This window comes from Kitasatospora sp. NPDC058243, assembly GCF_042882025.1.
Classification (GTDB): Bacteria; Actinomycetota; Actinomycetes; order Streptomycetales; family Streptomycetaceae; genus Kitasatospora.
This window is the reverse complement of record NZ_JBHVWW010000002.1, coordinates 36408-55468: the sequence shown is the minus strand read 5'-3', so window position 1 is coordinate 55468 and position 19061 is coordinate 36408. Positions and strand designations below refer to the sequence as shown.

Genomic DNA, 19061 nt, shown 5'->3' with positions numbered 1-19061 from the left:
GTCATCAGTTGGGGAGGGCGCGCGCGGAATTCATCCGGACGAGCTATCAAGTTGTGACGTTGACATCTTTGTGTCAGCGCCCTCCCCACATTCATCTGTTAATCCGGCATCCGCTGATCCGGCACCCCCGCCTCAGGAGCAGCGGGTCCCGTCGGCCGGCATCGTGCCCTCGGTCAGGTAGGCCTCCAGGGCCCGGTCGATGCAGACGTTGCCCTTGCCGAAGGCCCCGTGCCCCTCGCCGACCCGGGTGAGCAGGGTGGCACTGGCGAAGCCCTTGGCCAGCGCCTCGGCCGAGGCGTACGGGGTGGCCGGGTCGCCGGTGGAGCCGACCACCAGGATCGGGGCGGCGCCCTCCGCCCGGATGGTGTGCGGCTTCTCCGTGGTCTTGAACGGCCAGTAGGCGCAGCCGGCCTCGCTGTAGTCGTCCACGGTGGTGCCCTTGGACAGCAGCGGCGCCTCGGCGGTCAGCCGGTCCACCGCCTGCTTGGCGTGCTCCGGAGTCGGTGCCGGGCGGGCCGCGTCGGCGCAGCCGATCGCGCCGTTGGACTCCTGCATCGGGCTGTAGTGGCCGTTCTCGTCGCGGCCGTTGTAGCCGTCGGCGGAGTCCATCAGGTAGTCGCCCTTGCCGCGCACCATCGCCCAGCCCAGGGCAGCGCGCAGGTACTTCCAGGAGGTCTTCTCGTCGCCGTAGAGCACCGAGATGGCGCCGGTCCAGGCCTGGTCGCGGCCGAGCTTGCGGCCGTCCTTGACGGTCAGCGGGTGGTCGTAGAGCCCGTCCAGGAAGTCGGCGGCCTTCTTGGCGGCCTTGGCCGGGTCCTTGCCGAGCGGGCACTCGTCGGCGTGGTTCTCCACGCAGTCGGTGGCGAAGCGCTCGAAGGACTTCTCGAAGCCGACCTGCTGGTCGACGCCGTGGTCCATGGTGTCCTGGGAGGGGTCGACGGCGCCGTCCAGGACGAGCCGGCCGGTGTTCTTCGGGAACTCCTCGGCGTACAGCGAGCCGAGGTAGGTGCCGTAGGAGATGCCGAGGTAGTTGAGCTTCTTGTCGCCGCTGACGGCGCGCAGCACGTCCAGGTCGCGAGCGGTGTTGCGGGTGCCGACGAACGGCAGCAGCCTGCCGGACTTGGCCTGGCAGGCGGCGGCGTGCTCGGTGGCCTGCTTGACGTGCTCGGCCTTGCGGGTCTCCAGGTCGAGCGGGGCGTCCTGCTGGTCGGCGGCGTCGCGCTGCTTGTCGTCGTAGCAGACGACCGGTGAGCTGTCCCCGGTGCCGCGCGGGTCGAAGCCGATGACGTCGAAGCGGTTGTGCATGGCGCCGGTGAAGTCCTTGGCGCCGTACTTGACCATCCCGACGCCGGACTCGCCCGGGCCGCCCGGGTTGACCATCAGCGAGCCGATCCGCTGGTCCGGCTTGGCGGCCGGGTACTTGACCAGGGCGAGGTCGATCGCGTCGGTGCCGGGGTTGGCGTAGTCGAGCGGGACGTGCAGCTTGCCGCACTGCATCCCGGATATGTCGATCTTGAGCTTCTCGGCCGTGGGGTCGGCCGGGCAGTCGGCCCAGGCGATCTGCTGGCCGTAGAAGGGCTGGAGGGCCGGGTCGGCCTCGCCGGTGGGCTTGGGCGTCGGGGTCGGCGGCGGGGTGGCCGTGGGGCTCGTGGTGCCGGGCGCGGAGGTGCCGGCGGCCTGGTCCTGGGACGGCTTGGCGGTGTCGTTGCACGCGGAGGTGAGGAGCAGGGTGCCTGCCGCCAGGGCGGTCAGCAGGACCCGTGGGCGGGCGGCCCGGAAGGTTCTCATCGCACGTGTGTACCACTGGCGGGTGACACGTTTGATCATGGCCCCCGGGCTGCCCGCCGGGGGCGGGTCAGGCGCGGTGGACCTTGTGGTTGGCGGCCTGGGCGCGGGGGCGGACGACCAGGAGGTCGATGTTGACGTGCGGGGGGCGGGTGACCGCCCAGGCCACGGTGTCGGCGATGTCCTCCGAGGTCAGCGGCTCGGCCACGCCGGCGTACACGGCCGCGGCCTTCTCCTCGTCGCCGCGGAAGCGGGTGACGGCGAAGCCCTCGGACTTCACCATGCCGGGGGCGATCTCGATCACCCGGATCGGCTCCCCGCACAGCTCCAGGCGCAGCGTCGCCGCGATGGTGTGCGCGGCGTGCTTGGCCGCGACGTACCCGCCGCCGCCCTCGTACGCGGCCAGCGCGGCGGTCGAGGAGAGCACCAGCACGGTGCCGTCGCCGGTGGCCCGCAGGGCCGGCAGCAGTGCCTGCGTCACGTGCAGCACTCCGAGCACGTTCACCTCGTACATGGCCAGCCAGTCGGCCGGGTCGCCGTGCTCGACCGTCTCGGCGCCGATCGCCCCGCCGGCGTTGTTCACCAGCACGTCGACCCGGCCGACCTCGGCCGCGAAGGCGTCCACGGCGGCCCGGTCGGTGACGTCGAGCGTGACCGCCCTGGCCGAACCGCCCCCGTCGCCGATCTCCTTGGCCAGCGCCTCGATCCGCTCGGTCCGCCGGGCGGTCAGCACCACGTCGAAGCCCTCGGCCGCCAGCCGGCGGGCGGTCGCCGCGCCGATTCCACTGCTGGCACCGGTGACCACGGCCACCTTCTGCTCGGTCATTGCCACTCCCTGGGGCTCATCCGGTCGTTCACCCGATCATCTCAACCGTGTCCGCGCCCGCGCCGCCCGGTCCCGCTCCAGGTCCTGTCCTACATTGCGAGGACCGACCGATGCCCCCGCCGATCCCGTGGAGGGACCTCATGGCAGCCGAGCCGCGCCGCGCCGAGTCAGGCTTCCCGATCGAGCCGCTGTACGGCCCGGAGGCGCTGGTCGACTGGGATCCGGCGAGCAGGCTCGGCCGGCCGGGGGAGTACCCGTACACCCGGGGCGTCTACCCGACGATGTACGCCGGCCGGCCGTGGACGATGCGCCAGTACGCGGGCTTCGGCACCGCCGCCGAGTCCAACGCCCGCTACCGGCAGCTGATCGCGGGCGGCGGCACCGGCCTGTCGGTGGCCTTCGACCTGCCCACCCAGATGGGCTACGACTCGGACGCGCCGCTCGCCGCCGGGGAGGTGGGCAAGGTGGGCGTGGCCGTCGACAGCGTCGAGGACCTGGCCGTGCTGTTCGACGGCATCCCGCTGGGCGGGGTGTCCACCTCGATGACCATCAACGCGCCCGCCGCGCTGCTCCTGCTGCTCTACCAACTGGTCGGCGAGGCCCAGGGGGTGGCGCCGGCCCGGTTGACCGGCACGGTCCAGAACGACGTGCTGAAGGAGTACATCGCCCGGGGCACGTACATCTTCCCGCCGCAGCCCTCGCTGCGGCTGGTCGCGGACGTCTTCCGGTACTGCCGGGCGGAGATCCCGCGCTGGAACACCATCTCCGTCTCCGGCTACCACATGGCCGAGGCCGGGGCGGATCCGGCGCAGGAGATCGCCTTCACGCTGGCCAACGGCATCGCCTACGTCCGTACCGCGATCGCGGCCGGGATGGCGGTGGACGACTTCGCCCCCCGGCTCTCGTTCTTCTTCGTGGCCCGGGTCACGCTGCTGGAGGAGGTGGCCAAGTTCCGTGCCGCCCGCCGGATCTGGGCCAGGGTGATGCGGGAGGAGTTCGGCGCGAGGGACCCGCGCTCGTGGATGCTGCGCTTCCACACCCAGACCGCCGGGGTGCAGCTCACCGCCCAGCAGCCCGAGCTGAACCTGGTCAGGGTCTCGGTGCAGGCGCTCGCCGCGGTGTTCGGCGGCACCCAGTCGCTGCACACCAACGGCTTCGACGAGGCGATCGCGCTGCCCACCGAGAAGGCCGCCCGGCTCGCCCTGCGCACCCAGCAGGTGCTCGCCCACGAGACCGACGTGACCGCCACCGTCGACCCGTTCGCCGGCTCGTACGCGGTCGAGTCGCTGACCGACGAGGTGGAGGCCGCCGCGCTGGCGCTGATGGCCCGGGTCGAGGAGCTGGGCGGCGCGGTGGCCGCGATCGAGCAGGGCTTCCAGAAGGCCGCGATCGAGCGCACCGCCTACCGGCTCCAGCAGGAGACCGACTCCGGGGAGCGGACGGTGGTCGGCGTCAACCGCTTCCGGCTGGACGCCGAGGAGCCGTACCGGCCGCTGCGGGTGGATCCGGCGGTCGAGCGGCAGCAGGCCGAGCGGCTGGCCCGGCTGCGGGCCGGGCGGGACCGCGTGGCCGTCGCCCGGGCGCTGGACGGGCTGCGCCGCACCGCGGAGGGGGCGGGGAACGTGCTGTACCCGATGAAGGAGGCGCTGGCGGCGCGGGCCACCGTCGGCGAGGTCTGCGACGCGCTGCGGGAGGTGTGGGGCGTGTACGCCCCGGTGGAGAGTTTCTGACGCCTCGTCAAGAAGGGGTCGGCCGTGACCGCCGCTCCGGGCGATCGTTGCACAGGGCAAGCAATCGGGGAAGGCGGCTGAAACGAGATGTCATACCCACCTGTTCGGCCGGTATGCGCCCATCCGGGGACTAGTTTTCCAGAAGTCGGGCCAAATCCCCCCAACAGGCCTACCCTTGTTGAGATGAACCGTCCTGAGCCCGCTCAGCCGGGCGCCACTCTGGCCACCGCACGCCCCGCCGCCGAACTGCGCGCCCGGGTCCGGGGGCTGGAGTCCGAGCTGATCGCCTTCCGCCGTGACCTGCACCGGCACCCGGAGCTCGGCCGCCAGGAGTTCCGCACCACCGGCCTGCTCCGCGACCGGCTGGTGGCGGCCGGCCTGAGCCCCCGGGTGCTGCCCGGCGGCACCGGTCTGATCGTCGACATCGTCCCGGCCGGCACCGCCCCCGGCACCGAGTTCCTGGCCTTCCGTGCCGACATCGACGCGCTGCCGATCGACGACGCCAAGACCGACGTGCCGTACCGCTCGACCGTCCCCGGCCGGGCCCACGCCTGCGGCCACGACGTGCACACCGCGGTGGTGCTCGGCACCGCCCTGGTGCTGGCCGAGGCCGTCCGCACCGGCGAACTGCGCCGCCCCGTCCGGCTGGTGTTCCAGCCGGCCGAGGAGGTCCTGCCGGGCGGTGCGCTGGACGTGATCAAGGCCGGGGGGATGGACGGCGTCGGCCGGATCTTCGCGGTGCACTGCGACCCCAAGGTGGAGGTGGGCCGGATCGCCCTGCGCACCGGGGCGATCACCTCGGCCTGCGACCGCCTGGTGCTGCACCTGGACGGCCCCGGCGGGCACACCGCCCGCCCGCACCTGACCACCGATCTGGTGACCGCGATCGCCCGGATGGCCGCCGACCTGCCGGGCGCGCTGGCCCGCCGGATGGACCCGCGCTGGGGCGTCAGCCTGGTCTGGGGCCGGATCGCCTCCGGCTCCGCGCCCAACGTCATCCCGCAGCACGCCGAACTGGAGGGCACCGTCCGCTGCCTGGAGCTGGACGGCTGGCGCGAGGCGCCCGACCTGCTGCACGAGCTGATCGCCAAGCTCGCCGAGACCTACCGGGCGAAGTGGACGCTGGACTACCACCGGGGGGTGCCGCCGGTGGTCAACGAGGCGGTCTCGGTCGCCCTGCTGGACGCGGCGATGACCGACCGGTTCGGCCGGGAGGGTGCGCAGGTGGTGGAGAGCACCGAGCAGAGCCTGGGCGGCGAGGACTTCTCCTGGTACCTGGAGCACGCCCCGGGCGCGCTGGCCCGGCTGGGCGTCCGCGCCCCCGGTGACACCACCGTCCGCGACCTGCACCAGGGCCGCTTCGACGCCGACGAGCGCGCGATCGGGATCGGCGTGGAGCTGTTCGCGGCGCTCGCCCTGGACGAGCCACAGCACTGAGCCGCGGGACTGAGCTGCGGAAACCGAACGGCAGAGCTGAGCGGCAGGACCGAGCCGCCGAAACCGAACAGCAGTACTGAGCCGCGGGATTGAGCGGCGCACACCGTCCTCGGACATCTCCTCGGGCACTGCGTGAACGCCCTCTCGGGCGACCCTCGGGCGACCGGCCGGCACCTCATCGCGGTGACCGGCCGGTTTACCGCCATCCGGGGTTATCGAACGGTTCCGTAGACTGGGCCGCAAAACCAGCTTTGGATCACCGTCCGCGCACGGGAATAGGGCCTTGGGAAGACCGTGAGACCACGGTTTGATAACAACCCGAATGGTCCGGCAGCCCGTAACCCAACCGTGTTCTACGCGCGTTACGGTGGCGTCCGACCACGCTAATCAGGTGCGTGTGAGAAGGAGATACTCCCTTGCGCCGTTCAATGAAGCTCGCTGCGGTTGTGCTCTCGGGTTCCCTGGGCATGGCCTCGCTCGCCGCTTGCGGCGCAAAGAGCACTGACAGCAACACCTCCTCCGGTTCGGGCGACGGCTCGATCAAGGTCGGTATGGCCTACGACATCGGCGGCCGTGGCGACCAGTCGTTCAACGACTCCGCCGCCCGCGGTCTCGACAAGGCCAAGGCCGAGCTCGGCGTCGCGGTCACCGAGGCCGACGCCAAGACCGGTGAGGCCGAGGCCGACAAGGAGACCCGCCTCAAGAACCTGATCGACGGCGGTTACAAGACGATCATCGCGGTCGGCTTCGTCTACCAGCAGGCGGTCGACAAGGTCGCCAAGGACAACCCGAACGTCAAGTTCGCGATCATCGACTCGAACGACAAGGACCAGCCGTCCAACGTCACGTCGCTGGTCTTCGCCGAGCAGGAGGGTTCGTACCTCGCCGGCGTCGCCGCCGCGAACAAGTCGAAGTCCAAGCACGTCGGCTTCATCGGCGGTGTGCAGACCGAGCTCATCAAGAAGTTCGAGGCCGGTTACAAGGCGGGTGTGAAGTCCGTCGACCCGAACATCCAGGTCGAGACCACCTACCTGACCACGCCTCCGGACTTCACCGGCTTCAACTCGCCCGACAAGGGCAAGGAGGCCGCGCAGGGCCAGCTCGACAAGGGCGCGGACGTCATCTACGCCGCCGCCGGCTCCTCCGGCAACGGCGCCATCGAGGCCGTCGCCAACAAGCCGGGTGCCCTGGCCATCGGCGTCGACTCCGACCAGGCCGCCCAGCCGGCCCTGGCGAAGTACAAGAACAGCATCCTGACCTCGATGGTGAAGAACGTCGACAACGCCGTCTTCTCCTACATCGAGTCGATCAAGAAGGGCCAGCCGTTCACCGGCATCAAGCTCTTCGACCTGAAGGCCGAGGGCGTCTCGCTCGCCACCACCGGCGGCAAGCTCGACGACATCCAGGACAAGCTGAAGGGCGCCACCACGGCGATCACCTCCGGCGCCACCACCGTCCCGACCGCGCCGGCCCAGTAAGGCCCGCGCGTCCCGGACGCACCGGCGACTGCCGCCTGCCCGGCAGCGCCATGAACGGCAAAGCATCACGGGAGGGGCCCGGCAGGGTGCGCTCAACGCGTACCCCCGGGCCCCGTCCCGTCCCCCCGTCTTCCCCTTGGCCCTCCCAGCGCAACGACGCGCCTCCAGACCACCAGGAGATCGCCATCACCGCATCCGACCCCGTCCCCCCGCGCGAGGACGGTACCCCCAGCGCGGGGACGGCGACATCGGCCGTCGAACTGCGCGGCATCACCAAGCGCTTCCCCGGTGTCGTGGCCAACCACGACATCAACCTCACCGTCCGCAGCGGTACCGTGCACGCCCTGATGGGTGAGAACGGCGCCGGCAAGTCGACGCTGATGAAGATCCTCTACGGCATGCAGAAGCCGGACGAGGGCACCATCGCGATCAACGGCGAGCCGTGCGAGTTCAACACTCCGGGCGACGCCATCTCCCGCGGCATCGGCATGGTCCACCAGCACTTCATGCTGGCCGACAACCTCACCGTGTGGGAGAACGTCGTCCTCGGCGGCGAGAAGCTCCACGGCATCGGCGCCAAGGCGAAGGCGAAGATCAAGGAGATCTCCGACCAGTACGGCCTGGGCGTGCGCCCGGACGCCCTGGTCGAGGACCTCGGCGTCGCCGACCGCCAGCGCGTCGAGATCCTCAAGGTGCTCTACCGCGGCGCCAAGATCCTGATCCTCGACGAGCCGACGGCCGTGCTCGTCCCGCAGGAGGTCGACGCGCTGTTCGACAACCTGCGCGAGCTCAAGTCCGAGGGCGTCACCGTCATCTTCATCTCGCACAAGCTGCACGAGGTGCTGGCGGTGGCCGACGCGATCAGCGTGATCCGGCGCGGCACCACGGTCGGCGACGCCGACCCGAAGGCCGTCACCGCCCGTCAGCTGGCCGAGATGATGGTCGGCGCCGAGCTGCCCTCCCCGGAGAGCCGCGAGTCGACCGTCACCACGACCGAGATGCTCGACGTCAAGGACCTGCGGATCGCCAAGACCGACGCCGAGGGCATCGAGCGCGTCGTCCTCGACGACATCTCGCTGCGCATCCACAAGGGCGAGATCCTCGGCATCGCCGGCGTCGAGGGCAACGGCCAGGCCGAACTGGTCGAGGCCATCATGGGCATGCTGCCGCTGGACGGCGGCACCGTCACCCTGGACGGCAAGGACCTCTCCGGCTCGCTCACCCGGGCCCGCCGCGAGGCCGGCATCGGCTACATCCCCGAGGACCGCCACAAGCACGGCCTGCTGCTGGAGGCCCCGCTCTGGGAGAACCGGATCCTCGGTCACGTCACCGAGGCGCCCAACTCCAAGGGCGTCCTGCTCGACCCGGGCGCCGCCCGCAAGGACACCTGGCGGATCGTCGAGGCCTACGACGTCCGCACCCCCGGCATCGAGGTCACCGCGGCCTCCCTCTCCGGCGGCAACCAGCAGAAGCTGATCATCGGCCGCGAGATGAGCCACCAGCCCAAGCTGCTGATCGCCGCGCACCCCACCCGTGGTGTGGACGTCGGCGCGCAGGCGCAGATCTGGGAGCACATCCGGGTCGCCCAGCGGGCCGGCCTGGCCGTCCTGCTGATCTCCGCCGACCTGGACGAGCTGATCGGCCTGTCCGACACCATCCGGGTCATCTACCGCGGGCGCCTGGTCGCCGACGCCGACCCGGCCACCGTCACCGCCGAGGACCTCGGCACCGCCATGACGGGTGCCGCCAGCGGCCACCTCGAGTCCGATGCGGAGGCCGTCGAGCACTTCCACGAGATCCTCGCGGAGGGCACCGAGGCCGAATCCGACGCCGGCCCCACCGACACCGCCGACGACCCGCAGGCGGGGGAGTAACCCACATGACCAGTCCCAACACCGCCGCCAAGCGCAGCCTGGCGCAGCGGATCAGCGGTGAGCGGATCGTGCTCGCACTGGCGGCGCCGGTGCTCGCGGTCGTGCTCTCCATCGTGATCTGCTCCGTCCTGCTGGCGACTTCGGGCAAGAACCCGTTCGACGCGTGGAACGTGATGCTCACGTACGCCGGCAAGTCGGACGGCCAAGTGGGGATCCTCAACCGGTCCACCACGTACTACCTGGCCGCCGCTGCCGCCGCCTTCGGGTTCCGGATGAACCTGTTCAACATCGGCGTCGAGGGCCAGTACAAGGTCGCGGCGCTGTTCGCGGCCTTCGTCGGTGCCAAGGTCGACCTGCCCGCGATCATCCAGATCCCGCTGCTGCTGGTCACCGCCATGCTGGTCGGCGGCCTGTACGCGAGCATCGCCGGTCTGCTGAAGGTCTACCGCGGGGTCAGCGAGGTCATCTCGACCATCATGCTGAACTCGATCTCGATCGCGGTCGTCGGCCTGCTGCTCGTCCCCGGCATCTTCGCGCCGAAGACGAGCGCCACCAGCAACTCGATCCAGACCGACCCGATCTCGCAGTCCAGCCACTTCTTCACGCTGGAGACGGCGGGTGGACCGCTCTGGGGCTTCATCTTCATCGCCGCCCTGGTCGGCGTGGTGTTCCAGTTCGCGCTGACCCGCACCCGCTTCGGCTTCGACCTGCGCGCCACCGGCCGCTCGGAGTCGGCCGCGACCGCGTCCGGCGTGAACGTCAAGCGCATGGTGATCATCTCGATGGCGGTCTCCGGCGCGATCGCCGGTCTGATCGGCATGCCCGAGCTGGTGCAGAACTCGTTCTACTACGGCCAGAGCTTCCAGCCCGGTCTGGGCTTCCTCGGCATCTCGATCGCCCTGCTCGGCCGCAACAGCCCGATCGGCATGGCCTTCGCGGCCCTGCTGTTCGCCTTCCTGGACACCACCGGCTCCCAGCTGCCGCTCCAGGGCGGCTTCCCCTTCGAGATCGTCGACGTCATGAAGGGCACCATCGTCATCTGCGTCGTCGTCGCCTACGAACTGGTGCGCCGCTACGGCCTGAAGCGCCAGCAGCAGAAGGTCGGCGCCCAGCTCGCCGCCCAGCTCGCGGCTCAGCTCGCGGCCACTGAGAAGAAGGAGGTGTCCGCATGAGCACGGCTACCGCCGCGCGTCCCAAGGCGCCGGGCGCGCCCACCAAGAAGCGCAAGATGTCCTGGCCGGTGGTGCTGCTGCTGATCGCGGGCGCCCTGGTCCTGTTCTCCGCCGTGGGCATGGCCACCGGCAACCACGCGCTGACCTCCTCCGGCCAGATCACCGCCGCGCTCAGCGCCGCCGTGCCGATCGGCATGGCCGGTCTGGGCGGTCTGTGGTCCGAGCGGGCCGGCGTGGTCAACATCGGCCTCGAAGGCATGATGGTCGCCGGCACCTTCTGCGGTGCCTGGGCCGGCTACCTGGTCAACCCGTGGGTCGGCCTGCTGGCCGGCATGCTCGGCGGTGCGCTCGGCGGTCTGCTGCACGCGCTCGTGACCGTCACCTTCGGCGTCGACCACATCGTCTCCGGCGTCGGCATCAACCTGCTGATCCCCGGCATCTGCGCGTACGTCAACCGGATCTACTACAAGGACTACATCGCGGTCGGCGCGGGTGCGAACCAGTCGCCGCCGGCGGATCCGCTGCCGTACATCACCGTCCCCGGGCTGTCCTCGTGGCTGTCCGACATCGAGAAGCACCACTGGTTCCTGGTCTCGGACGTGGCCGGCGTGGTCGGCGGCCTGGTCACCAACATCTCGGTGGTCGTGCTGCTGGCCGGCGCGATGATCGTGGTCAGCTACTTCGTGCTCTGGCGCACGGTGTTCGGCCTGCGGCTGCGCTCCTGCGGTGAGAACCCGACCGCCGCCGAGTCGCTGGGCGTCAACGTCTACAAGTACAAGTACCTCGCGGTCATCGCCTCCGGCGCCTTCGCCGGCCTCGGCGGTGCGTACCTCTCGCTGGTCGCGGCGCACTTCTACAAGGACGGCCAGACCCTCGGCCGCGGCTTCATCGGCCTCGCCGCGATGATCTTCGGCAACTGGATGCCGGGCGGCCTCGCCATGGGCGCCGGCCTGTTCGGCTTCACCGACAGCCTCCAGCTGCGCGACCCGGAGTCGGTGCACGTGCTGATCCTGACCGTCGCCATCGCGATGGCGCTGCTCGCGCTCTGGCAGCTGTACCGGCGCAAGTTCACCGGCGCGGCGATCTCCTTCGTGGTCGCCGGCGGTCTCGGCGCCTGGTACGCGCTCACCGACGAGGTGCAGCGCCCGCTGATCGTCGCCACGCCGTACGTGATCACCCTGGTGGTGCTCTCGCTGGCCTCCCAGCGGCTGCGCATGCCGAAGGCGGACGGCCAGATCTACCGCAAGGGCCAGGGCAAGTGACGGCGCCTGCGGCGTCGGCCGCGATCGACTGGGAGCGGCTGCGCGCGGCCGCGCGCGAGGCGATGACCCACGCGTACGCCCCCTACAGCAAGTTCCCGGTCGGCGCGGCCGCGCTGGTGGACGACGGGCGGCTGGTCACCGGCTGCAACGTCGAGAACGCCTCGTACGGGCTCGGGCTGTGCGCCGAGTGCGGGCTGGTGTCCGCGCTGCACGCCACCGGCGGCGGCCGGCTGACGGCCTTCACCTGCGTCGACGGCGCGGGCGAACTGCTGATGCCGTGCGGGCGCTGCCGCCAGCTGCTCTACGAGCACGGCGGGCCGGAACTGCTGATCGAGCTGCCCTCGGGGATCCGCCCGATGAGTGAGGTCCTGCCCGACGCGTTCGGGCCGGAGCGGCTCTAGCTTCGACAATTGTTACGCGCGTAGAGTGTCGCGAGTGGGCCGGAACCCGGTCATCTCGCGACACTCTTCGCTTTTGAAACCCCTCTTGGAGCACGCATGGACGCCATCTCCGTCATCAGGACCAAGCGCGACAGCGGAGAACTGAGCGACGCTCAGATCGACTGGGTCATCGACGCCTACACCCGCGGCGAGGTCGCCGACGAGCAGATGTCCGCCCTGGCCATGGCGATCCTGCTGAACGGCATGAAGCCGCACGAGATCAGCCGCTGGACCGACGCCATGATCCGCTCCGGCGTCCGGATGGACTTCTCCTCGCTGCCGCTGCCCACCAGTGACAAGCACTCCACCGGCGGCGTCGGCGACAAGATCACCCTCCCGCTCGCCCCGCTCGTCGCCGCCTGCGGCGCCGCCGTCCCGCAGCTCTCCGGCCGCGGCCTCGGCCACACCGGCGGCACCCTCGACAAGCTGGAGTCCATCCCCGGCTGGCGCGCCCTGCTCTCCAACGAGGAGATGCTCGACGTCCTGCGCTCCACCGGCGCGGTCATCTGCGCCGCCGGCGACGGCCTCGCGCCCGCCGACAAGAAGCTCTACGCGCTGCGCGACGTCACCGGCACCGTCGAGGCCATCCCGCTGATCGCCTCCTCGATCATGTCCAAGAAGATCGCCGAAGGCACCGGCGCCCTGGTCCTGGACGTCAAGGTCGGCTCCGGCGCCTTCATGAAGAACCTCGACAACGCCCGCGAACTCGCCCGCACCATGGTCGGCCTGGGCACCAACGCCGGCGTGAACACCGTCGCCCTGCTCACCGACATGTCCACCCCGCTCGGCCTCACCGCCGGCAACGCGCTGGAGGTCCGCGAGTCGATCGAGGTGCTGGCCGGCGGCGGCCCCGCCGACGTCGTCGAGCTCACCCTCGCCCTCGCCCGCGAGATGCTCGCCGCGGCCGGCGTGCACGGCAAGGACCCGGCCGACGCGCTGCGCGACGGCTCCGCGATGGACCACTGGCGCCGCATGATCGCCGCCCAGGGCGGCGACGTCGACGCCCCCCTCCCGGTCGCCCGCGAGCAGCACGTCATCCCGGCGCCCGCCTCCGGCGTCCTCACCGAGCTCGACGCCTACGCCGTCGGCGTCTGCGCCTGGCGCCTCGGCGCCGGCCGCGCTCGCAAGGAGGACCCGGTCCAGGCCGGCGCCGGCGTCGAGATGCACGCCAAGCCCGGCGACACCGTCGTGGCCGGCCAGCCCCTGCTGACCCTGCACACCGACACCCCCGAGCGCTACGACTACGCCATCGAGGCACTGGCGGGCGGCATCGAGGTCTCCCCGGCCGGCACGGCCTTCACCCCGAACCCGATCGTCCTCGACCGCATCGCGTGACCGCGTGATTACCCCATGTGCGGCAGCGTGCCCTACGCTGCCGCACATGGGAGTTGACCGCTTCACGGTCGAGATCGAACCGGAGGGGGGTGGCGATGCATGAGGGGCCGGCGAGGAGCCCGTACCCGGTTTGCCGGGTGCGGGCTCCTTCCGTGTGCTCGGGCCCGGTCGGCCGGTGTCCTGCGGGTGCGGGTTCAGGCGTAAGTCCGCAGGACGCTGGTGTCGAGCGTCCAGGGGCCGACGGTGATCTTGTCGCCGAAGACGAAGTCCTTGCGGCGGGTGTAGCCGGGCTCGTCGTGGACGATGCCGGTGCCCTTGCGGGGATCGACCAGGAGGTACAACGGGATGCCCATCGCCGCGTAGTCGCGGACCTTGTTGTGGTAGTCGTTCTCGGGGTTGGACTTGGAGACGATTTCCACGACGAGAAGGATCTCGTGGGGAAGGAAGGCCGGGTCGTCGTCGTCCAGCGCCGCGTCGGGGAACACCATCAGGTCGGGATTCCGAAGCCGACCGAGGCCGACGTCCTCCAGGTCCGCGCCACCGTGGGCGATGTAGCCGGGGTGGGTCTGCGGTAGCTGGGCATTGAGCTGTTGAGCGATCCGCAGTACCGCGAGTTCGTGCCGTTTGACCGGCGACAGCATCAGGACGACCGCTCCGTCGGCGATCTCGACCTTCCCCAGCCCCGGCAGCCGGGGAAGCTGATCGGCGATCTCCCGCAATCGGGCGTACGCCGCCGGATCAACGCTCATGCCCGGAGTGTATCGGCGGTGGTCGTCGGGGGCGGTTGAAGACGTCGTGGGTGCCGATTCGGCGCCAGACGATGTGCGGTTCCTCGCCCTGGAGGGGGAGGCCGTAGTGGAAGGTGGCACGGCCGTCCGGGGCCCAGGTCAGCTCCCAGATGTCCGGGTGGCCCTGCATCTTCCTCACGCGCAGGCCGCGTCGGAAGCCCTGACCGGCCCGCAGGTCGGTGACGAACTGGGCGACGGCGACGAGGAATGCGGCCTTCTGTGTGGGAGTCAGGCCCTTCCAGTCACGGAGGAAGTGGGCCAGTGACTCATACGTCGGCACGGCGCTTGATCTCCTCCAGGTCCAGGCCGCCCTCGTCGGCGAGGGACTGCAGGAAGGCGTCGCCGTCCTGGAAGACCTCGCCGCGGTCGCCCTCGGCGATCGCCTCGTCGACCTCCTGCTCCTTCTCCTGCCAGCCGGCGCCCCAGAACCACGCCTGGTCGTCGGGGATCACGGAGGCGGGGGTCAGCACGATGCGGCCGTCCTCGACGGCGACCACCAGTTGGTCGCCCTCCTGGAGGTCCAGTTGCTCCCTTATCTCCTGCGGGATGGTGACCACGCCCTTCTTCCGCACGGGTGTGGACACCAGGTGGGGGCGACGACGGCGCTTGAGGTCTGCCATGGGGAAAGTCTACCTGGCAGAAAGTCTGCCCGGTCGGTTCCGTTGCCGGGCCGTGTGGGCCTGGTGGGTGGCGTAGAGGGTGACGGCGGCGGCGAGGGTCATGGCGGTGAGGCCTACGGTGGCGGCGCCGGGCCAGCCGGTGGCGTGGTAGGCGTCGGCGCCCAGGGTGCCGCCGAGGCTGTTGCCGAGGTAGTAGGCGATCAGGTAGAGCGCGGAGGCCTGGGCGCGGCCCTCGGTGGCGGTGCGGCCGACCGCTGAGGAGGCGGTGGCGTGGCCGGCGAAGAAGCCGGCGGTGATCAGGACCAGGCCGAGCAGGGCGCAGACCAGGGACTCGGTGAGGGAGAGCAGCAGCCCGGCGGCGGTCACGCCGATGGAGACGTAGAGCGCGCCGCGGCGGCCGAGTCGGCCGGCGAGTCGGCCGGCCGCGGCGGAGGTGCCGGTGCCGACCAGGTAGACGACGAAGATCGAGGCCGCGACGGACTCGGGCAGGTGGAACGGCGCCGAGATCAGCCGGTAGCCGACGGTGTTGTAGACCGCGCCGAACACGGCCATGAACAGCAGCCCGAGCGCGTACAGCCGCACCAGCAGCGGGTTGCGCAGGTGCCGGCCGACGGTGCGGGCCAGGGCGCGGGCATCCACCGGGGCCGGGGTGAAGTGCCGGGCGGCGGGGATCAGCAGCCGGAAGGCGAGCGCGGCGAGCAGGGCGAGGGCGGCGGAGGCGGCGAGGCCCCAGCGCCAGCCGAAGGCCGCGGCGGTCCAGCCGGAGAGCAGTCGGCCGCCCATGCCGCCGATGCTGTTGCCGGCCACGTACAGGCCCATCGCGGAGGCCAGGGCGCTGGGGTGGACCTCCTCGGCGAGGTAGGCCATGGCGGTGGCGGGCAGCCCGGCGAGCGCGGCGCCCTGGAGGACGCGCAGCACGACGAGGGTGGTGAGGTCGGGCGCGAACGGCAGGGCGAGGGCGAGGGTGGCGGCGGCGAGGGTGGAGGCCGTCATCACGGCGGTGCGGCCGTACCGGTCGGACAGGGCGCTGGCGGGGAGCAGGGCGAGCGCGAGTCCGAGGGTGGCGGCGGAGGCCGTCCAGCTGGCCTGGCCGGGGGTGAGGTCGAGGTCGGCCGAGAGGATCGGCAGCAGGCCCTGGGTGGAGTAGAGCAGGACGAAGGTCGCGACTCCGGCGGCGAACAGGGCGAGGTTGGCGCGGCGGAAGGCACGCTGGCCGGGGCGGTGGCGGTCGTCGTGCGAGGTGGCGGGGGCGGGGGCATCCGGGGTGGTCACGGATGCCCTGGTATCGGCGGGCTGCATGTCGTCGACGGTAGGCGCGCTGCGGTTGATGCGTCCAATGCATGAACGGTGGATGATCGATGCGTTGTCGTATGAGTCGAGGTGGTGGCGGGATGGCCGGGGCGGACCGGGCGGACGTGACGGACGGCACGGAGCCGTGGTACCGGGTGGCGGAGTTGGGGCCGGACGAGCCGGCGGTGCTGCTGGCGCCCCGGCTGGCCCAGTTCGCGGCGGTGGCCCGGCTGGAGCACGTGACGCGGGCGGCCGCGCTGCTCGGGGTGCCGCAGCCGACGCTGTCGCGGGCGGTGGCCCGGCTGGAGGAGGAGCTGGGTGTGGACCTGCTGGCCCGTCAGGGCCGGACGGTCCGGCTGACCAGGGCCGGCCGGCTGCTGCTGGCCTCGGTGGAGCGGGCGCTGGCGGAGGTCGAGCGGGGGGCGGAGGCGGCCCGGGCGGAGGCCGATCCGGCGGCCGGGCGGGTGGCGTTCGGCTTCCTGCACACGATGGGGACGGACGCGGTGCCGGCGTTGCTGCGCGGGTTCCGGGCGGGGCATCCGCAGGTCCGGTTCCAGCTGGTGCAGGACTACGTCGGGGCGATGCTGGAGCGGTTGCGGGCGGGGGAGTTGGACCTCTGCCTGGTCGCGCCGCTGCCGGACGATCCGGCTTTCACGGCCCGCCCGCTGGACGAGCAGCGGCTGCACCTGGTCGTCCCGGCGGACCACCGGCTCGCGGGCCGGCGGCGGATCCGGCTGGCGGAGGTGGCCGAGGAGCCGTTCGTCGGGCTGGAGCAGGGGTACGGGCTGCGCGCGATCACGGACGGCTTCTGCGCGCAGGCCGGGTTCGTGCCGCGGCTGGCCTTCGAGGGGGAGGAGGCGGAGACGCTGCGCGGGCTGGTCGCGGCCGGGCTGGGGGTGGCGCTGCTGCCGCCGGCGCTGGTGCCGCGGCCGGGGGTGGTGGAGCTGGAGGTGACGGCGCCGCGCACCCGGCGGGCGATCGGACTGGCCTGGGCGGCGGGGCGGCCGCTGACCCCGCCGGTGGCGGCGTTCCGGGACTTCGTGCTGTCCCGGCGGGGCCGGTTGCTGCAGCACGATTGAGCCGCAACTGGGCCGAATGTGCCGGGGATGGCCCGGACGGTGGAATTCCCGGTGGACTTTCGCCGAACCGGCCGTGTTAACAGTGGTGGGTCTACGCGCGTAGGGGCTATATTTCCGCAATGGAGAAGCAGATCCCTGTCACCGCCGCGGGCGCCGGCCCGCGCATCCCCACCCCCGACCAGATCCGCCGCGCGCCGAAGGTGCTGCTGCACGACCACCTCGACGGCGGGCTGCGCCCGGAGACGGTCGTCGAGCTGGCCGCCGCGGTCGGCTACGAGGGCCTTCCGACCACCGACGCCAAGGAGCTCGGCGAGTGGTTCCGCGAGGCCGCCGACTCCGGCTCGCTGGTCCGCTACCTGGAGACCTTCGCGCACACCTGCGCCGTGATGCAGACCCGCGAGGCCCTGATCAAGGTCGCCGCCGACTGCGCCGAGGACCTGGCCGCCGACGGCGTCGTGTACGCCGAGGTCCGCTACGCCCCCGAGCAGCACCTGGAGGCCGGCCTGTCCCTGGACGAGGTCGTCCAGGCCGTGAACGAGGGCTTCCGCCTCGGCGAGGCCAACGCCCGCGCGGCCGGCCACCGGATCCGGGTCGGCACCCTGCTGACCGCGATGCGGCACGCCGCCCGCTCCACCGAGATCGCCGAACTGGCCAACCGCCACCGGGACCAGGGCGTCGTCGGCTTCGACATCGCCGGCGCCGAGGCGGGCCACCCGCCCACCCGCCACCAGGCCGCCTTCGACTACCTCAAGGGCGAGAACAACCACTTCACCATCCACGCGGGCGAGGCCTTCGGCCTGCCGTCGATCTGGGAGGCCCTGCAGTGCTGCGGCGCCGACCGGCTCGGCCACGGCGTGCGGATCGTCGACGACATCACGGTGGCCGAGGACGGCAGCGTCGAGCTCGGCCGGCTGGCCGCGTACGTGCGCGACAAGCGCATCCCGCTGGAGATGTGCCCGACCTCCAACCTCCAGACCGCGGCGGCCACTTCGTACGCCGAGCACCCGATCGGGCTGCTCAGCCGGCTGAAGTTCCGGGTCACCGTGAACACCGACAACCGGCTGATGAGCGGCACCAGCATGAGCCGCGAGTTCGGGCACCTGGTGGAGGCCTTCGGCTACACGCTGGGGGACATGGAGTGGTTCACGGTGAACGCGATGAAGTCCGCGTTCCTGCCGTTCGACGAGCGGCTGGCGATGATCAACGACGTGATCAAGCCGGGGTACGCCGAACTGAAGGCGGAGTGGCTGTTCAGCTCGGGCACCGGCGACAGCTGAGCGGCCCGGCCCGTTCGAATGGTCGGGTGAACGCCCACGTCTCGAAAGGGAGTTGGCGTTCATCCGATTACTCACTCGGGTGAGTGAACACCCTTTGGTCCTCGCGTGGCCCACTCACTACGGTGTGCCCGTCCATGCTGACAGGCCGTGGCGGCGGTAGCCCGTCCGCCCCGTCCCGATGTCGGCCACCGACGACGACCCAAGGGACGAACCATGAAGCAGGCTCTCAAGGCCGCCGGCACCGCGGCGCTCGGCATCGCCATCGCGGCGGTGGGCGCCGGTACCGCCGCCGCCGCCCCCGCGCCCGGCGGCCTCGGGCTGCCCACCGGCGCGGTCACGAACCCCGCGGTGACCGGCGCGGTCACCGACACCGCCGCCAAGCTGCCCGGCGGCGACAAGGTCACCGGCACGCTCGGCACCCTCACCCCGGCCGCCGGCCAGGCGGCGCCCGCCCCGGCCGCCGAGGCCGGTGCCGCCACGCGTGGCGCCATCCCGACCATCCCCGGCATCGACAAGACCCCCATCGGCGGGCTGACCCACACCCTGCCGCTGCCGGGCCTGGCCGGCTGACCTGGCCGCAGGCACGACGGCGGGGGGGGCAGGGCCCCGGGGCCTCGAGCGGGGGGGGGGGCCGACCTCCCTACCCCCCCCCCCCCAAGGCAAGGGGA

Annotated in this window: 17 protein-coding genes; 11 read left to right on the top strand and 6 right to left on the bottom strand. The window is 71.6% G+C overall.

Features of this window, described 5'->3' with window-relative positions:
* Nucleotides 1-132: 132 nt before the first annotated feature.
* Nucleotides 133-1788 carry an alpha/beta hydrolase gene (locus ACFVX9_RS01945; RefSeq protein WP_387979954.1) on the bottom strand — a complete coding sequence of 552 codons (1656 nt, stop codon included), beginning with the start codon at nucleotides 1786-1788 and terminating at the stop codon, nucleotides 133-135.
* Nucleotides 1789-1855: 67 nt separating this feature from the next.
* Nucleotides 1856-2611, bottom strand: a complete 756-nt coding sequence (locus ACFVX9_RS01940) for an SDR family oxidoreductase (RefSeq protein WP_363369213.1) — start codon at nucleotides 2609-2611, stop codon at nucleotides 1856-1858.
* 140 nt (nucleotides 2612-2751) lie between these two features.
* On the opposite strand from ACFVX9_RS01940, the gene ACFVX9_RS01935 reads away from it, so the two are divergent.
* The 8 genes from ACFVX9_RS01935 (at nucleotide 2752) to ACFVX9_RS01900 (ending at nucleotide 13339) form a co-directional block, all read left to right on the top strand.
* Nucleotides 2752-4341 carry a methylmalonyl-CoA mutase gene (locus ACFVX9_RS01935; RefSeq protein ID WP_387979951.1) on the top strand — a complete coding sequence of 530 codons (1590 nt, stop codon included), beginning with the start codon at nucleotides 2752-2754 and terminating at the stop codon, nucleotides 4339-4341.
* A 183-nt stretch (nucleotides 4342-4524) separates the two neighbouring features.
* Nucleotides 4525-5778 (top strand): amidohydrolase, encoded by a 1254-nt coding sequence (locus tag ACFVX9_RS01930; RefSeq protein ID WP_387979949.1) that lies wholly within the window; start codon nucleotides 4525-4527, stop codon nucleotides 5776-5778.
* 416 nt (nucleotides 5779-6194) lie between these two features.
* Nucleotides 6195-7256 carry a BMP family protein gene (locus ACFVX9_RS01925; protein ID WP_380370224.1) on the top strand — a complete coding sequence of 354 codons (1062 nt, stop codon included), beginning with the start codon at nucleotides 6195-6197 and terminating at the stop codon, nucleotides 7254-7256.
* Nucleotides 7257-7603: 347 nt separating this feature from the next.
* Nucleotides 7604-9130: an ABC transporter ATP-binding protein gene (locus ACFVX9_RS01920; protein WP_244293653.1), complete on the top strand. Its 1527-nt coding sequence runs from the start codon at nucleotides 7604-7606 to the stop codon at nucleotides 9128-9130.
* Nucleotides 9131-9135: 5 nt separating this feature from the next.
* Entirely contained in the window at nucleotides 9136-10302 is a 1167-nt protein-coding gene (locus ACFVX9_RS01915; RefSeq protein WP_063349050.1) for an ABC transporter permease, read from the top strand.
* Complete coding sequence (locus ACFVX9_RS01910; protein ID WP_063349051.1) at nucleotides 10299-11564, top strand: ABC transporter permease; 1266 nt, start codon at nucleotides 10299-10301, stop codon at nucleotides 11562-11564. Before ACFVX9_RS01915 ends, ACFVX9_RS01910 begins: the two co-directional genes overlap by 4 nt.
* On the top strand, nucleotides 11561-11965 hold the full coding sequence (locus ACFVX9_RS01905) for a cytidine deaminase (RefSeq protein ID WP_063349052.1): 405 nt from the start codon (nucleotides 11561-11563) through the stop codon (nucleotides 11963-11965). The genes ACFVX9_RS01910 and ACFVX9_RS01905 overlap by 4 nt, the downstream gene beginning before the upstream one ends.
* Before the next feature lie 96 nt (nucleotides 11966-12061).
* A complete protein-coding gene (locus tag ACFVX9_RS01900; protein ID WP_387979946.1) occupies nucleotides 12062-13339 on the top strand; it encodes a thymidine phosphorylase in 1278 nt (425 codons plus the stop codon).
* Nucleotides 13340-13533: 194 nt separating this feature from the next.
* Here ACFVX9_RS01900 and ACFVX9_RS01895 read toward each other — a convergent pair whose 3' ends face one another.
* Genes ACFVX9_RS01895 through ACFVX9_RS01880 form a run of 4 tightly spaced genes read right to left on the bottom strand, consistent with a single transcriptional unit; the run spans nucleotide 13534 to nucleotide 16046 of the window.
* Nucleotides 13534-14088 carry a Uma2 family endonuclease gene (locus ACFVX9_RS01895; RefSeq protein WP_380487032.1) on the bottom strand — a complete coding sequence of 185 codons (555 nt, stop codon included), beginning with the start codon at nucleotides 14086-14088 and terminating at the stop codon, nucleotides 13534-13536.
* Nucleotides 14078-14407, bottom strand: a complete 330-nt coding sequence (locus ACFVX9_RS01890; protein WP_387979944.1) for a hypothetical protein — start codon at nucleotides 14405-14407, stop codon at nucleotides 14078-14080. The genes ACFVX9_RS01895 and ACFVX9_RS01890 overlap by 11 nt, the downstream gene beginning before the upstream one ends.
* Nucleotides 14394-14747 carry an AbrB/MazE/SpoVT family DNA-binding domain-containing protein gene (locus ACFVX9_RS01885; protein WP_387979942.1) on the bottom strand — a complete coding sequence of 118 codons (354 nt, stop codon included), beginning with the start codon at nucleotides 14745-14747 and terminating at the stop codon, nucleotides 14394-14396. Before ACFVX9_RS01885 ends, ACFVX9_RS01890 begins: the two co-directional genes overlap by 14 nt.
* Before the next feature lie 9 nt (nucleotides 14748-14756).
* On the bottom strand, nucleotides 14757-16046 hold the full coding sequence (locus tag ACFVX9_RS01880) for an MFS transporter (protein WP_387979940.1): 1290 nt from the start codon (nucleotides 16044-16046) through the stop codon (nucleotides 14757-14759).
* 92 nt (nucleotides 16047-16138) lie between these two features.
* Here ACFVX9_RS01880 and ACFVX9_RS01875 point away from each other — a divergent pair, with 92 nt between their 5' ends.
* The 3 genes from ACFVX9_RS01875 to ACFVX9_RS01865 all read left to right on the top strand — a co-directional run bounded on the left by ACFVX9_RS01875 (nucleotide 16139) and on the right by ACFVX9_RS01865 (nucleotide 18963).
* Nucleotides 16139-17116 (top strand): LysR family transcriptional regulator, encoded by a 978-nt coding sequence (locus ACFVX9_RS01875; protein ID WP_380487026.1) that lies wholly within the window; start codon nucleotides 16139-16141, stop codon nucleotides 17114-17116.
* Nucleotides 17117-17235: 119 nt separating this feature from the next.
* Nucleotides 17236-18393, top strand: coding sequence for an adenosine deaminase (locus ACFVX9_RS01870; RefSeq protein WP_063349058.1), 1158 nt, complete (start codon nucleotides 17236-17238; stop codon nucleotides 18391-18393).
* A 213-nt stretch (nucleotides 18394-18606) separates the two neighbouring features.
* Nucleotides 18607-18963, top strand: coding sequence for a hypothetical protein (locus tag ACFVX9_RS01865; protein ID WP_063349059.1), 357 nt, complete (start codon nucleotides 18607-18609; stop codon nucleotides 18961-18963).
* Nucleotides 18964-19061 lie beyond the last annotated feature (98 nt).

What these genes read in the sequence shown, in the direction of transcription:
- ACFVX9_RS01945 (WP_387979954.1), bottom strand. Translation starts at nt 1,788, where the DNA reads ATGAGAACCTTCCGGGCCGCCCGCCCACGGGTCCTGCTGACCGCCCTG.
- ACFVX9_RS01870 (WP_063349058.1), top strand. Translation starts at nt 17,236, where the DNA reads ATGGAGAAGCAGATCCCTGTCACCGCCGCGGGCGCCGGCCCGCGCATC.
- ACFVX9_RS01900 (WP_387979946.1), top strand. Translation starts at nt 12,062, where the DNA reads ATGGACGCCATCTCCGTCATCAGGACCAAGCGCGACAGCGGAGAACTG.
- ACFVX9_RS01935 (WP_387979951.1), top strand. Translation starts at nt 2,752, where the DNA reads ATGGCAGCCGAGCCGCGCCGCGCCGAGTCAGGCTTCCCGATCGAGCCG.
- ACFVX9_RS01920 (WP_244293653.1), top strand. Translation starts at nt 7,604, where the DNA reads ATGGGTGAGAACGGCGCCGGCAAGTCGACGCTGATGAAGATCCTCTAC.
- ACFVX9_RS01885 (WP_387979942.1), bottom strand. Translation starts at nt 14,747, where the DNA reads ATGGCAGACCTCAAGCGCCGTCGTCGCCCCCACCTGGTGTCCACACCC.
- ACFVX9_RS01875 (WP_380487026.1), top strand. Translation starts at nt 16,139, where the DNA reads ATGGCCGGGGCGGACCGGGCGGACGTGACGGACGGCACGGAGCCGTGG.
- ACFVX9_RS01865 (WP_063349059.1), top strand. Translation starts at nt 18,607, where the DNA reads ATGAAGCAGGCTCTCAAGGCCGCCGGCACCGCGGCGCTCGGCATCGCC.
- ACFVX9_RS01895 (WP_380487032.1), bottom strand. Translation starts at nt 14,088, where the DNA reads ATGAGCGTTGATCCGGCGGCGTACGCCCGATTGCGGGAGATCGCCGAT.
- ACFVX9_RS01930 (WP_387979949.1), top strand. Translation starts at nt 4,525, where the DNA reads ATGAACCGTCCTGAGCCCGCTCAGCCGGGCGCCACTCTGGCCACCGCA.
- ACFVX9_RS01940 (WP_363369213.1), bottom strand. Translation starts at nt 2,611, where the DNA reads ATGACCGAGCAGAAGGTGGCCGTGGTCACCGGTGCCAGCAGTGGAATC.
- ACFVX9_RS01915 (WP_063349050.1), top strand. Translation starts at nt 9,136, where the DNA reads ATGACCAGTCCCAACACCGCCGCCAAGCGCAGCCTGGCGCAGCGGATC.
- ACFVX9_RS01880 (WP_387979940.1), bottom strand. Translation starts at nt 16,046, where the DNA reads ATGCAGCCCGCCGATACCAGGGCATCCGTGACCACCCCGGATGCCCCC.
- ACFVX9_RS01910 (WP_063349051.1), top strand. Translation starts at nt 10,299, where the DNA reads ATGAGCACGGCTACCGCCGCGCGTCCCAAGGCGCCGGGCGCGCCCACC.